This window comes from Streptomyces sp. NPDC053673, assembly GCF_055585225.1.
In genome coordinates, this window is record NZ_JBVJKN010000020.1 from 13541 (window position 1) to 26734 (window position 13194).

The following is a 13194-nucleotide window of genomic DNA, read 5'->3' on the forward strand; positions in this document are numbered from 1 at the left end:
CCAGGGGAGCCGTGAGCTTGTCGGGACGCCTTCCCGGACCGGGGCTCCGCCCCGGACCCCGCTCTTCAAACGCCGGAAGGGCTCGATTCGAGCCCGTCCGGCGTTTCTTGAGCCCGTCCGGCGTTCGGGGGCAACGGCCGAGGGCCGTACGGGGTCCGGGGGCGGAGCGCCCGGTTACACCGTGTGCTCGTCCGCCACGCTCAGCGCCGCGTCCAGCGCCGCCAAGCCCTCCTTCGCCTCCGCCTCGGTGACGTTGCAGGACGGGACGGCGTGGGTGCGGTTCATGTTGATGAAGGGCCACAGGCCGTTCTTCTTGCAGGCCGCGCCGAACGCCGCCATCGGCGCGTTCGCCTCGCCCGCCGCGTTGTACGGGACCAGCGGCTCGCGCGTCTCCTTGTTCCGTACGAGGTCGAGGGCCCAGAAGGCGCCCAGGCCGCGGACCTCGCCGACCGACGGGTGGCGCTCGGCCAGCTCGCGCAGGCCGGGACCGAGGACGGTCTCCCCGATGTGAGCCGCGTGCTCGACGACCTTCTCGTCCTCCATCACCTGGATCGTGGCGACGGCGGCCGCGCACGCCAGCGGGTGGCCGGAGTAGGTGAGCCCGCCGGGGTAGGGCCGCTTCTCGAAGGTCGCCGCGATCTCGGCGGAGATCGCGACGCCGCCCAGCGGCACGTAACCCGAGTTCACGCCCTTGGCGAAGGTCATCAGGTCGGGCACGACGTCGAAGTGCTCCGCCGCGAACCACTTGCCGGTGCGCCCGAAGCCCGCCATGACCTCGTCCAGGACGAACACGATCCCGTACCGGTCGCAGATCTCGCGGACGCCGGCGAGATAGCCGGGCGGCGGGGTCATGATGCCGGCGGTGCCGGGGACCGTTTCGAGGATGATCGCCGCGATGGTCTGCGGCCCCTCGAAGGCGATGGTGTCCTCCAGGTGCTGCAGCGCCCGCGCGCACTCCTCCGCCTCGGTGGTGGCGTAGAACGGCGAGCGGTACAGGAACGGCGCCCAGAAGTGGACGACACCGGCGGAGGCGGTGTCGGAGGCCCAGCGGCGCGGGTCACCGGTCAGGTTGATCGCGGTGGATGTGGCGCCGTGGTAGGAGCGGTAGGCGGAGAGCACCTTCGAACGGCCCGTGTGCAGCCGGGCCATGCGCACGGCGTTCTCGACCGCCTCGGCGCCGCCGTTGGTGAAGAAGATCTTGTCCAGGTCGCCGGGGGTGCGCTCGGCGATGAGGCGTGCGGCCTCGGAGCGTACGTCGATGGCGAAGGCAGGCGCGAAGGTCGCCAGCCGGCCCGCCTGCTCCTGGATCGCGGCGACGACCCTCGGGTGCTGGTAGCCGATGTTGGTGTAGACGAGACCGCTGGTGAAGTCGAGGTAGCGGTTGCCGTCGTAGTCCCAGAAGTACGAACCCTCCGCGCCGGCCACGGCGAGCGGGTCGATCAGGCCCTGGGCGGACCACGAGTGGAAAACGTGCGCGCGGTCGGCAGCCTTTACCGCGGCGCCGGTCTGGGGATCGGGTTCGACTTGAGGGGTCATGCGGCAAGGTTATGGACGCGCAGGTCGGGGCCGACATGGCCACCTTGTATGGCCTCGGCCACTTTCGTGGGCAAGGTGTCGCGGTGCGGGGGCGGCACCTCGCCATCGCGGTGCGGGGGCGACACCTCACCCACGACCGACATTGACAGCATCCTGTCGACATGACAGCCTTCTGTCATAAGCCGGATCCATGAGGCCAGGGAGGCCCGCCATGACCGCCAACGCCGATGCGACCGCCACCGCCACCGCCACCGCCACCGCCACCGCCACCGCCACCGCCACCGCCACCGCCAAGACCGTGCATCTCGCCGTCTACGACACCTTCGCCGACTGGGAAACGGGCCATGCCACCGCCTGGCTCGCACGCTCCGGCCGCACCGTCCGTACGGTCGGACCGGCCGCGGACAAGCCGGTCACCACCATCGCCGGCATGCGCATCCAGCCCGATCTCGCGCTCGACGACCTGAGCCCCGAGGACAGCGCACTGCTCATCCTCGCGGGCGCCGACCTGTGGGACACGGGCGACGATCTGGCGCCGTTCGCGCGCAAGGCGCGGGAATTCCTGGAGGCGGGCGTGCCCGTCGCCGCGATCTGCGGGGCCACGGCCGGGCTGGCGCGCGAGGGGCTGCTCGACGACAGGAAGCACACCAGCGCCGTGTCGTTCTATCTCGCGGCCACCGGCTACCGGGGCGGTGGGCACTACGTCGACGCGGACGCCGTCACCGACGGGGACCTGATCACGGCCGGGCCGACCGAGCCGGTCGCGTTCGCACGCGAGGTGCTCGGCAAGCTGGGCGCGTTCGAGGGCACGAAGCTGGACGCCTGGTACCGGCTGTTCCACGACTCGGACCCGGCCGCGTTCGAAGAGCTCAACGCATGAGCGGGGAGCAGCGCGAGCAGCACGGGGAGCACGGGCAGCACGGGCAGCACGGGCAGCAGAAGCAGCGCATGCAGCAGGACCTGCTCAGCTCCACCGCGCTCGGCGTCTTCCGGCTGAACGGCCAGTTCCTCTCCGTCGCCGAGGAACTGGCCCGTCCGGCCGGGCTGACCGCCGCCTGGTGGCAGGTCCTCGGTGCCGTGCTCCGCGATCCGCTGCCCGTCGCCGGGATCGCCCGCGCCATGGGCATCACCCGGCAGAGCGTGCAGCGGATCGCCGATCTGCTGGTCGGCAAGGGCCTCGCCGAGTACGTACCGAACCCGGCGCACCGCCGCGCCAAGCTGCTCCGGCCCACCGACACGGGGCGGGCCGCGATCGAGAAGATCGACCCCGGCCACGCGGACCTCGCCGCCCGCCTCGCGGCACAGCTCGGCGAGGACGGTTTCGCGGAGACGGTCCGGGTACTGGAGCGGCTCAGCGCCGCGATGGACGCGATCAGCTCTGCGGACCCCGGGACCACTGACTCCGAGAGCACTACGGCCTCGAACGGTACTGCGCCAGAGACCCGGTGACGTACGCCATCGCGTCCGTGAACTCCGGGGGAGGTAGTCGATGAGCCCCGCCGTGTCATGGCCGATGATCCACGGCGTGACGGTCGTGCAACCCCCGGGAACCGGCTGGACGGTCATGGCTGTCTCCTTGCGTACGGGATCGCAACACGACCGACCGTAGGCAGGAATCAGGTCGGATTCCGTCCTACAGGCAACACCCGCAGGCGCCGGCGCCGATCGCACTATCCTCAGGCGATCGGGCCACGCGCACGCGCGTATGTACGTCGGGGAGGGCCACTCGGCCATGGAGCAGCTGGCATCCGGAGATCCACGTCGTATCGGCGCCTACCGTCTGCTGGCCCGCCTGGGGGCCGGCGGCATGGGCCAGGTCTATCTCGCCCGCTCCGACCGGGGCCGTACGGTCGCGGTCAAGCTGGTCCGCCGTGAGCTGGCCGAGCAGGAGGAGTTCCGCAGCCGCTTCCGCCGCGAGGTGGCGGCGGCCCGGAAAGTGGGCGGGGCCTGGACCGCGCCGGTCCTGGACGCGGACACGGAGGCGGAGGTTCCGTGGGTCGCGACCGGCTATGTGGCCGGGCCGTCCCTGCACTCCGTGGTCTCCGGCGTCCCGGGCAGAAGCGTCCGGGGCGTCCCGGGCAGCAACGGCCACAGCCGCGGTCAGGGCCACGGCCCGCTGCCCGAGCACTCCGTACGCACCCTCGCCGCCGGACTCGCCCACGCCCTGCGGGACATCCACCGCGCGGGCATCGTCCACCGCGACCTCAAGCCCTCCAACATTCTGGTCACCATCGACGGGCCGCGCGTCATCGACTTCGGTATCGCCCGCGCCCTGGAGGCCTTGGAGACCGTCGCGGACGCCGGCGGGCTGACCCGCACGGGCGCGGTCGTCGGCTCGCCCGGATTCATGGCGCCCGAGCAGCTGCGCGGCGACAGCATCACCCCGGCCTGCGACGTCTTCTGCCTCGGCTCGGTGCTCGCGTACGCGGCGACCGGCCGGCTCCCGTTCGGCTCGGCGGACAGCGGGGCGCACGCGATGATGTTCCGGATCGCCCAGGAGGAGCCGGATCTGACCGGTGTCCCGGACAGGCTGGTGGAGTTGATCCGGGACTGCCTCCACAAGGATCCCGCCTCCCGACCCACCCTGGAGCAGATCCTCGCCCGCACCCAGGCCGGAACCGGCACGGACGGGCAGGACCCCACGCTCCCCTGGCTGCCCGGACCGCTCATCGCGCAACTGGGCAGCCACGCGGTGAAGTTGCTGGAGGTCGAGCATCCGGAAAGCTTCCCGGACGCGCCTGGCGCGGCTGCTGCGGCTGGTGCGGCTGATGAGCCGGACGCACCTGGTGAGTCCGGCGCGGCGGACGCTCCGAACGCGCCGGACGCGCCGCCGAGTTCACCCGGGTCGCCGGGGTCGCCGGGGTCGCCGGGCGTGCATGCCCTCCCCACGTTGACCGGCCCCCCGACCCCGCCACCGACGCCTCCCCCGGGCCCGGCTCCGGCACCGAATCCGGGACCGGCTCCCGGACCGACGCCCGCACCGGCGTGGACCCACCCGGCCCCGCATACGCCGCACGCCCCGTATCCCCCGTACACCCCCTTCGGCCCACCCGCCCCCGAACCTCCGCGCCGCAACACCCGCGGCACCGTGGCCCTCGTCGCCGTCGCCGTCGCCGTCGCGATCGCCGCGGGCACCTCCGTCTACGCGCTCATGAACGACAACAGCCACACGCAGACCCCGGCGGCGGGCCCGTCGGCGACCGGGCCCACCTCACCCGGAGCCTCCGAGCCCACCGCCCCGGACACCCCGGGCACCTCGGACACCTCGACCACCTCGACCACCGGCAGCAGCCCGGCCGCGGCGTCCTCCCCCGCCACCGGCTCCGGGACCGTGCCGCAGGAGTACGTCGGCACCTGGCAGGCCGACTTCACCACCGCCGACGGCAACACCAACACCCGCGTCATGACCATCACCACGGGCTCGACCGGCGACACAGTCATGACCCTCACCGGCCGGGGCGCCACCTACGACTGCGGCTGGTCCGCCGCGCTGCGTGCCCCCGGCCCGCCCCTCGAACTCGGCCCGACCCAGGTCACCTTCGGTGATCCTCAGAGCTGCGCCCCCGGCCAGTGGAGCCGCCTCGACATGCCGGACGACCGCACGATCGTCCGGGAACTGGTCGGCTCGGGCGGTGCCCCGCTCACGTACACGAAGGTGGACTGAGCCGCCTCCCGACCGTGCCAGGCGCAAGGGAACCCACACGGGCACCGCGACGTCCTCCCGAAAGCAAGAACGAAGATCATCGAGAGGAAGCCGCGCGTGCCGGTCACGCCGGCCGAGGAGATCATGCTGCTGTCGCTGGACGACGAGTCCGGTGTCGCGATGAACCGGACGGCAGCGAGCTGGGCCGTCGCAGCCGGCGTACTGACCTGAGCGGCGCTGGGCCGAGCCGAGTCCCACCGGGCCGAGCCGAGACCAGTCCCACCGGTCCGCGCACGACGCCCAGTGCCCGGCCCAGGCGTCAGTACCGTGACCAGGTCTCGGTACCGGGACCAGGCGTCACTGCCGGGACCAGGCCTCAGTACCCGGCCCAGGTGTCACTACCGGGACCAGGTCTCCGTACGGGTCCAGCGGAGCGTCAGGAAGCCGTCCCCGCCGAGCTCGGGCTCCACCTGCGTACCGAACGGGCGCCCCGCCCTGCTCAGCACCTCGCACAGCCAGCCCGCGTCCGCCGCCGAAGCATGGTGGAGCTTCATCTGCCGGGCCTGCATCGGCAGGATCCGGAGCTCCTCCAGCTCGCCCGTACCCGCGTCGAGCGACGGGAAGTACAGCAGCCGCAGATCGTCGCGGTACCGCTCGTAGCCCGAGATGCCCTCGTAGTCGTCGATGAGGTCGCCGCAGCCGTACAGGATGAGCTTTCCCCGGTACACCTGCATGGGCCGCGGGTGGTGCGAGGAGTGGCCGTGGACGAGGTCGACGCCGCCGTCGATGAGTCGGTGCGCGAAGGTGGCCTGGCTCTGAGACACCGCGTAGCCCCAGTTCGACCCCCAGTGGATCGAGACGACGGTCAGATCGCCCTCCTTCCGCACCGCCCTCAGTCGCCGCGCGAGGGCGTCAGCGCTGCGGGTGGACAGGTCGGGGACGAAATCGACGCCCGGCCGGTGCTCGCCCGCCGCCCAGCGTGACGGGATCCCCGCGGACGCCATCCCGCACGACAGCACGAGGACGCGCCCGCCGCTCTTCGTGGCGACCGCCACGGGCCGCCGTGCCTCGCCCGCGTCGCGCCCCGCCCCGGCCGGCCCGAGCCCGGCGCGCCGCAGCACTTCCACGGTCTCCTCCAGGCCGCGCCGCCCGAAGTCGAGCACATGGTTGTTCGCCAGCGCGCACACGTCCGGGTGCGCCGCGGCCAGGAAGGGCAGGTTGTCCGGGTTCATCCGGTACGTCACGGCCTTGGCGGGGGCGAAGTCGTCGCTCGTCGTGACGCTGCTCTCCAGGTCGATGACGCGCACGTCGGGCGCGATGTCCTCAAGCACGTCGAGCGCGGCGCCCCAGGGCCACCTGTAGTCCACGGGCTGCGGAATCGCCCCGTTCGTGGCCTCCGCGAGCGCCACGTAGTCCCGGGCGTCCCGGATGTACCCCTCCCGCAGGGCGGGGTCACCGGGGTGCGGAAGGATCTGGTCGACACCTCGGCCCGGCATGACGTCCCCGCAGAGGAACAGCGTCACGAGCGCCTGACCGCCCATGCGACTCATTTTCCCACCAGCGGCGCGGTTCCAGCCGGGGCGCCGCCGACCGGGACGCCGTCAGCCGGGACGCGCCCGTCGGCCGGGGAGCCGCCGCCCGGGGAGCCGCCGCCGGGCCGCCTCCGGCCCGGGGTCCCTGGCCGACGGCCCTCCTGCCCGGCAGGGCTGTCGGTCCCACCCGCTAATGTCCGCAAGGCACACAGCAGAGTCACAGCTTCACGCACGTGATCACGTGATACCGAGGGGTGGGACATGGGTCCGAAGAGACGTATACGCACGGCTGTCACGCTGGGGGCGGCGACCGTCGCGCTGACCGCCACGGCCGGGTGCGGAACGCAGACCGCCGGGGAGGCCGCGAAGGACGCCGCGAAGGCGGTGAGCCCGGCGGACACCATCGCCGCGGCACTCGCGCGCGTCACGGACCGGACCGAGAAGATCGGTTCGGCCGACGTCATCTTCAACACCACCATGCCGGGGCTCGGCAAGCCGGTCACCATGACGGGCACGTACACCTGGGGCAAGGGCGTCGCGTACGACGTCACGATGGACACGGCCGCGGTGCAGATGCAGGCCGTCCAGGACGACCCGAAGGTGCGGACCATGATGGTCGACGGCGCCTACTACTACAACGTGGACCCCCAGCCCAGCGGTCCGCTCCAGGGCAAGCACTGGATGCGTGTCGACGTCGCCGCGGTCCTCGGCGAGGAGGGGGCGCGCACGGTCGAGGACCAGGGCGACCCGACAGCGGGGCTGCGCTACATCGGCTTCTCGAAGAACACGGAAAGCCTCGGAGAGGAGACGATCCGGGGCAAGGAGACCAAGCACTACCGGGCGACCCTCGACAACGACGACATGCCCGCGAACCTGGAGTCCATGACCGGCCCCGCCGACACCATCACCGTCGAGATCTGGGTGGACGACAAGGACCTGCCGGTCAGGCTCGTCCAGGAGATGGGCAACATGAAGGTGACGGCGGACTTCCTCAAGTTCGGTTCCGCCAAGGCCGTGACCGCTCCCCCGGCCTCCGACACGGCCGACCTCAGCGACGAGTTCAAGAAGAACCAGGGCAAGCAGGCCTGACAACCGCGTCGCTCGGCGCCCCCGCCCTCGTCCACGACCACGTGTAAGCGGCGGGGGCGCCTTCGTGTCTCAGTCCAGCAGCTCGATGGCCGCCGTACGCAGGAGGACCGGGTGTACGAAGCGGTCCTCGGCGACGGGCGGGAAGCGCCAGGCGAGCGGCCAGGTCGGCCCGTCCAAGGCAGGGACCGGTACGTAACTGGCGGAGCCGCTCACCGAGTTGTATCGGGTCACCCCGCGCGGCCAGGGGCGCATCACCGTACTGGCGGCCGGGAGGAGGAAGTAGACGCCCCGGCAGCCGTTCGCCTCGGTCACGACGGGGCCCGGGTCGCCGCCCGTCATGCGGTCCATCAGATCGGCCAGCCGACGCCCGTCGTCGCCGTCGACGCGTACGGCGTCGAAATGCACGCCCGCCTTGCGGAGCTGGAATCCGGAGGCGGGAACCCAGTCGAGGTTCACCTCGCCAGTTTGCGTATTCACAACTCCACTTTGACCGCTTGCAGTTAGCGTTTTCCATGACCGGGCCGGAGGTGTCGCAGGTCGGTTGACCTGCGTAAACGCGCCTTGAGTCGGGTCGAATTCGGCGGGGACGAGTAGTGACCGGTTGAGACCGGTTGAGTCGAATGGTGATCGCAAATGGCGCGAGCGGAAAACAAGGGAACAGCGGGTCCGACGGCACGGCTGGTGGCGGATGTCGCGCGCAAGTTGCGCGTAAGGAAAGGGTGGACGCAGGAACAACTCGGCAAGGAGCTCGGCTTCTCAGGAGCGGCGGTGAGCGCTATGGAGACCTGCGCGCAGCCGGCGAGCGACGCGATGCTGGTGCAGCTGGAGCGGGTGCTCGGGGGCGGGCTGGAGATCTTCGAGCAGGCGCGGCTGTACATCCGGATGGAGAAGTATCCGCCGCAGTTCAAGGACTACGCGCTGCTGGAGCAGAAAGCGGTGGGGCTGCATCTGTACGCGACGATCGTTGTGCACGGGCTGTTCCAGACGGAGGAGTACGCGCGGGCGCTGATCGGCGGCGGGTATCCGCCGCTGCCGGAGCAGAGGGTGGAGGAGCTGGTTGAGGCGCGGATCGCGCGGCGGGCGCTGTTCGATCGGGAGCCGGTGGCACTGATCGAGGTGGTGCTGGAGGAGTCGGTGCTGCGGCGACCGATCGGCGATGAGGAGATCATGCGTGGCCAGATGAGGCACCTTGCGGAGTGGGCGCGGCGGCGTAACGTGACGCTTCAGGTGTTACCGCTGGACTGCGGTCTCAGCGGTGAGTACGCGGGCGCACGCGGCGGGATGGAGCTGGTGGAAACACCGGAGCACGACCGCCTGGTCTACCTGGAGATCCAGGGCGAGAGCCTGTTGATCAAGGACCCGGGAAAGGTGAGTACGTACACCCAGCGGTATGCGAGGATCCGGGCACAGGCCCTGGATCCACGTGAATCGCTGGGCCTCGTCGAGCGGTTGGCAGGAGAGCAGAGATGACCAGCACCCTGCGGTGGTTCAAGTCCAGCTACAGCAACGCCAGCGGCGGCGAGTGCATCGAAGTGGCCTTCGACTGGCGCAAGTCCAGCTACAGCGACGACAGCGGCGGCAGTTGCGTCGAGGTCGCCACCTGCCCCCACACCGTCCACATCCGCGACTCCAAGGTCACCGACGGCCCCACCTTCGCCGTCGCACCGACCGCGTGGACGACGTTCCTCGCCTGGGCGGAATGACCTCGCGGCGCGCGGGGCCCGGCCGTGAGCCGGGCCCCGAAGCCGTTGCCGCCTATGCCGGGTGGCCGTCGCCGTCGGTCCGGTCGGCCTGGCTGGAGAACTTGGACAGGAACACGTCGAACCGGCCGTCGCCCCTCCGCGTCAGCGTGGCCCCGTCCTGCCAGATGCCGTTCTCGTCCCACCACTGGCTGCCGTAGGGGTCGCCCTGGTTCTGGTGGATGTTGTGCATGCCCAGGCCGTTGTCGAACGGTTCACCGAAGACGAGGATCTCCCGACCGGGAACGAGGATGGGCTCAAGGGCCTGGGCGGCGTCAAGGTTGGAACCCGAGATCCACGGCCGTGGCAGGTTCAGCCAGTCAAGGATCGTCTGCAGCCACTCCGGTGGCCTGCGCACGAAGAGGCAGCCGCGGCGCACCAGGGCCGGATGACGAATGTAGTCGAGCGCGCCCGAGCCGGGCATACGGGCGAGGTCGTGGTATCCCGGTGCCAGTCCGGCCACCGGGCCGAGCACCGAGGCGTCCAGAGTGAAGACCTTCCACTGGACGCCGGTGGTGGACTGCTTGCTGTCCACGTCGACGGCACACCGATACCGCCCGGCGGGCGCATCGACCTCAAGATTGACGTGGAACCAGCGGCCCTGTGTGTCGGGCTCGTCCCGGAAGTGGCGATGCAGTGTTCCCGACAGCACGCCATAGTCGTCGAGCGGCATGGTGCCCAGTCAACCACCGGACCCGGCCGGACGGTCCGTTGTGTGGAGAGTGGCGGCGTGTGTGTCGAGGTCGCATCCGCCGCCTGGACGACGTTCCTCGCCTGGGCGGAATGAGCCGGCAGTGCGGGCCCGGCCGTGCGCCGGGCCCGCACCGCATCGAACGCGTCAGGCGCCCAGGGAGCCCGCGACCTGCCGGGTCGCCGCGTTGAGCCGGTTCCAGACGTTGATCGTCGCGATCGCCAGCAGCAGCGCGCTGAGCTGCGCCTCGTCGTAGTGCTTGGCCGCCTCGTTCCAGATCTCGTCCGGCACCGGGTCCGAGGAGTCGGCGATGCGGGTGACGGCCTCGGTGAGCGCCAGGGCCGCGCGCTCGGCGTCCGTGAAGTACGGGGCGTCGCGCCAGCCCGCCACGGTGTCGATGCGCTCGTCGCTCGTACCGGTCTTCCGCAGGTCGCGGGCGTGCATGTGGAGGCACACGCCACAGCCGTTGATCTGGCTCGCCCGCAGGTTGACCAGCTCCAGCAGCTCGTCCGAAAGGCCCGTCGACTTGGTCGACTTGCCCAGCGCCAGCAGCGCCTGCATGGCGGACGGGACGACGAAGGCGGGGTGCTTCATCCGTGCTTCCATGGTTCTCTCCTCGGAATCGAGTCACATCTGATCGGGTTTGGTTCGTCTACTGCACTGACGGATCGCAACGGGAGAATGTGACCGATGGACGACAACGAATTTCTGACGGACCTGACGGACCTGGCGGAGCGCTTCGAGACCCATCGGACCCACCTGCGGTCGGTCGCGTACCGGATGCTCGGCTCGCTGAGCGAGGCCGACGACGCCGTCCAGGAGGCCTGGCTGCGGCTCAGCCGCTCGGACACGGGCGACGTGAAGAACCTGGGCGGCTGGCTGACCACGGTCGTGGGCCGCGTCTGCCTGGACATGCTGCGGTCGCGTACGGCACGGCGCGAGGATCCGCTGGAGGTGTACGTACCGGACCCGATCATCAGCAGCATCAGCGGCACGGACCCGGAGCAGGAGGCCCTCGTCACGGACTCCGTCGGGCTCGCGATGCTCGTCGTACTCGACACGCTGTCGCCCGCCGAGCGGCTCGCCTTCGTCCTGCACGACATGTTCGCCGTGTCCTTCGACGAGATCGCCCCCATCGTCGGGCGCACCCCGACGGCGACCCGGCAGCTCGCGAGCCGGGCCCGGCGGCGGGTGGGCGCGGCGCCGGCGCCGGACCCCGATCTGGTGCGGCAGCGCGAGGTCGTGGACGCGTGGGTCGCCGCCACACAGGGTGGCGAATTCGACGCCCTGCTCTCGCTGCTCGACCCGGACGTCGTCCTGCGCGTGGACGGCGGCGTCCTGGCCGCGGGCGCGACGAAGCTGGTGCGCGGGGCGGAGTCGGTGGCCGGGCAGGCGCTCATGTACCAGCGCTTCGCGCCCTACGGACGTCTCGCCCTCATCAACGGGCTGCCGGGCCTCGTCTCGCTGCCCGAGGGCAAGCCGGTCGCCGTCCTGGCCTTCACCATCTCCGGCGGCAAGATCGTCCAGCTCGACATCCTGAACGACCCGGAGCGCCTGCGGAGTCTGGACCTGACGGTCCTGGGCGACCAGTAGGGAGCTCGGGCCGGGGAGAGAAACAGCCCGGCGGTCGGCCAGGTCCTGTCCTGGCCGACCGCCGCCGCCGCCACGGGAGTGGATCGCAGACATCGCGTCTGAGACATCGCATCTGAGCGTGGCTCAGGTCGTGCGCGCGTCGCATGTGACGGGCGATCACCTCAAGCGGCACCGCCCGGTGGGCGCATGGGGTAGGGACACGTAGCGCGCGAGCAGTTCTCCCCGCCGGGCGGGGGTGGTGCGGCCGACGCCGTACCACCCCCGCCCCGAGGGGGCAAGCGACGAAATGCGAGGGTTGGGGGTGACGAAATGGACGTCGGAATCACCGCGGTTCGACTGCCTGGGCGCACGCCAGACTCATGTAGGCAGCCTGTGCATTGAGCCGGGGAGCTCAGTCACTCTGTTGCGTAGCCCAGCCGGATCTTCTTACGGGGCCGTTGAGTCGATGACTGAGCGTGCCTTCATGGCCCTTCCGGACTCGAGCGAATCATGGCCAAGGAAGTCCCGCAGGGGGACTCGGTGCTCCACCGACCTTGGAATGACCCACTCGACCCAGAAAGCAGGGCATTCGTGCGTCCTGAACATGGACTTGGTCCACTTCCCCATCGCGCCAGACTGCTCACAGGCGCCGCCACGGCGTCACTGGCCCTGGTGATCCTCGGCCTCACCACCCCCGCCCTGGCCACCACCCCCATCCAACGGACGACAGCCGGGGCGAGCGGGGCCCCGGCGTCAGTGGACGACAGGTGTGACAGGTACCCCTACGGCGCCCCTGCGGCCGACGTGGTAGCAGGCATCGTCGGAAACCGGTGCAAAGTCAAGACCGGCCCCACCGGACCGACGGGCGACACCGGACCGACTGGCCCCACCGGCACTACTGGCCCCACGGGCGACACCGGACCCACTGGACCCACTGGACCCACCGGCCTCACGGGCGACACCGGACCCACCGGCCTCACGGGCGACACCGGACCGGCCGGACCAACGACCACCTACGTACGCCAAGGGGAATCGGTAACAGTACCCCCAGGGCAGTTCGGCAGCTCCAGTGTGCTCTGCGACCCCGGAGACGTCGCCACCGGCGGCGGGGTCGGCATCGACGGTCCATGGCCCAACAACCTCGCGAGTACTGCAGGCACTTTTGGGGACGTGGCGGTGGGCTGGGATGTGACAGTAAACAACACTGGTGAAGGCGACGTCACGATCTTTGCGCAGGTAGTGTGCGCTGACACCACCCCATAGCACGGCGGCCTCATTTAGACCCACGGCCTCATGGCGCGGCCGGTACCAACTGCACCCCAGCCCCCGGTACCTGCCGCGCCATCGCAGAGGTTCGGCAACGCCCCTTTGAGCCGTGGATCCCTTCACCCG

12 protein-coding genes are annotated in these 13194 nt (G+C 70.7%); 7 read left to right on the forward strand and 5 right to left on the reverse strand.

Features of this window, described 5'->3' with window-relative positions; genetic code table 11:
* Positions 1–174: 174 nt before the first annotated feature.
* Positions 175–1536, reverse strand: coding sequence for an aminotransferase class III-fold pyridoxal phosphate-dependent enzyme (locus tag ACZ6ZQ_RS25455; RefSeq protein WP_469770819.1), 1362 nt, complete (start codon positions 1534–1536; stop codon positions 175–177).
* Between the two features lie 211 nt (positions 1537–1747).
* Here ACZ6ZQ_RS25455 and ACZ6ZQ_RS25460 point away from each other — a divergent pair, with 211 nt between their 5' ends.
* The 3 genes from ACZ6ZQ_RS25460 (at position 1748) to ACZ6ZQ_RS25470 (ending at position 5200) form a co-directional block, all read left to right on the forward strand.
* Positions 1748–2416: a DJ-1/PfpI family protein gene (locus tag ACZ6ZQ_RS25460; RefSeq protein ID WP_469770820.1), complete on the forward strand. Its 669-nt coding sequence runs from the start codon at positions 1748–1750 to the stop codon at positions 2414–2416.
* 68 nt (positions 2417–2484) lie between these two features.
* Positions 2485–2985, forward strand: coding sequence for a MarR family winged helix-turn-helix transcriptional regulator (locus tag ACZ6ZQ_RS25465; RefSeq protein ID WP_469770930.1), 501 nt, complete (start codon positions 2485–2487; stop codon positions 2983–2985).
* A 283-nt stretch (positions 2986–3268) separates the two neighbouring features.
* The gene (locus ACZ6ZQ_RS25470; protein WP_469770821.1) at positions 3269–5200 is read left to right on the forward strand and encodes a serine/threonine-protein kinase; all 1932 of its coding nucleotides are present in this window, start codon (positions 3269–3271) and stop codon (positions 5198–5200) included.
* Between the two features lie 377 nt (positions 5201–5577).
* On the opposite strand, the gene ACZ6ZQ_RS25475 is transcribed toward ACZ6ZQ_RS25470, so the two are convergent.
* Positions 5578–6720, reverse strand: coding sequence for a CapA family protein (locus ACZ6ZQ_RS25475; protein ID WP_469770822.1), 1143 nt, complete (start codon positions 6718–6720; stop codon positions 5578–5580).
* Positions 6721–6972: 252 nt separating this feature from the next.
* On the opposite strand from ACZ6ZQ_RS25475, the gene ACZ6ZQ_RS25480 reads away from it, so the two are divergent.
* Positions 6973–7800, forward strand: a complete 828-nt coding sequence (locus ACZ6ZQ_RS25480) for an SCO4651 family lipoprotein (RefSeq protein ID WP_469770823.1) — start codon at positions 6973–6975, stop codon at positions 7798–7800.
* A 69-nt stretch (positions 7801–7869) separates the two neighbouring features.
* On the opposite strand, the gene ACZ6ZQ_RS25485 is transcribed toward ACZ6ZQ_RS25480, so the two are convergent.
* Positions 7870–8277 carry a hypothetical protein gene (locus ACZ6ZQ_RS25485; protein WP_469770824.1) on the reverse strand — a complete coding sequence of 136 codons (408 nt, stop codon included), beginning with the start codon at positions 8275–8277 and terminating at the stop codon, positions 7870–7872.
* 156 nt (positions 8278–8433) lie between these two features.
* Between ACZ6ZQ_RS25485 and ACZ6ZQ_RS25490 the strand changes: the two genes are divergently transcribed.
* The gene (locus tag ACZ6ZQ_RS25490) at positions 8434–9270 is read left to right on the forward strand and encodes a helix-turn-helix domain-containing protein (protein WP_469770825.1); all 837 of its coding nucleotides are present in this window, start codon (positions 8434–8436) and stop codon (positions 9268–9270) included.
* A complete protein-coding gene (locus ACZ6ZQ_RS25495) occupies positions 9267–9503 on the forward strand; it encodes a DUF397 domain-containing protein (protein ID WP_469770826.1) in 237 nt (78 codons plus the stop codon). Before ACZ6ZQ_RS25490 ends, ACZ6ZQ_RS25495 begins: the two co-directional genes overlap by 4 nt.
* Before the next feature lie 52 nt (positions 9504–9555).
* On the opposite strand, the gene ACZ6ZQ_RS25500 is transcribed toward ACZ6ZQ_RS25495, so the two are convergent.
* Both ACZ6ZQ_RS25500 and ACZ6ZQ_RS25505 read right to left on the reverse strand, forming a co-directional pair.
* Positions 9556–10212, reverse strand: a complete 657-nt coding sequence (locus ACZ6ZQ_RS25500; RefSeq protein WP_469770827.1) for a DUF2278 family protein — start codon at positions 10210–10212, stop codon at positions 9556–9558.
* Positions 10213–10377: 165 nt separating this feature from the next.
* A complete protein-coding gene (locus ACZ6ZQ_RS25505; RefSeq protein WP_469770828.1) occupies positions 10378–10836 on the reverse strand; it encodes a carboxymuconolactone decarboxylase family protein in 459 nt (152 codons plus the stop codon).
* 84 nt (positions 10837–10920) lie between these two features.
* On the opposite strand from ACZ6ZQ_RS25505, the gene sigJ reads away from it, so the two are divergent.
* Positions 10921–11823: an RNA polymerase sigma factor SigJ gene (sigJ, locus tag ACZ6ZQ_RS25510; protein WP_469770829.1), complete on the forward strand. Its 903-nt coding sequence runs from the start codon at positions 10921–10923 to the stop codon at positions 11821–11823.
* The last annotated feature ends 1371 nt before the right edge of the window (positions 11824–13194 follow it).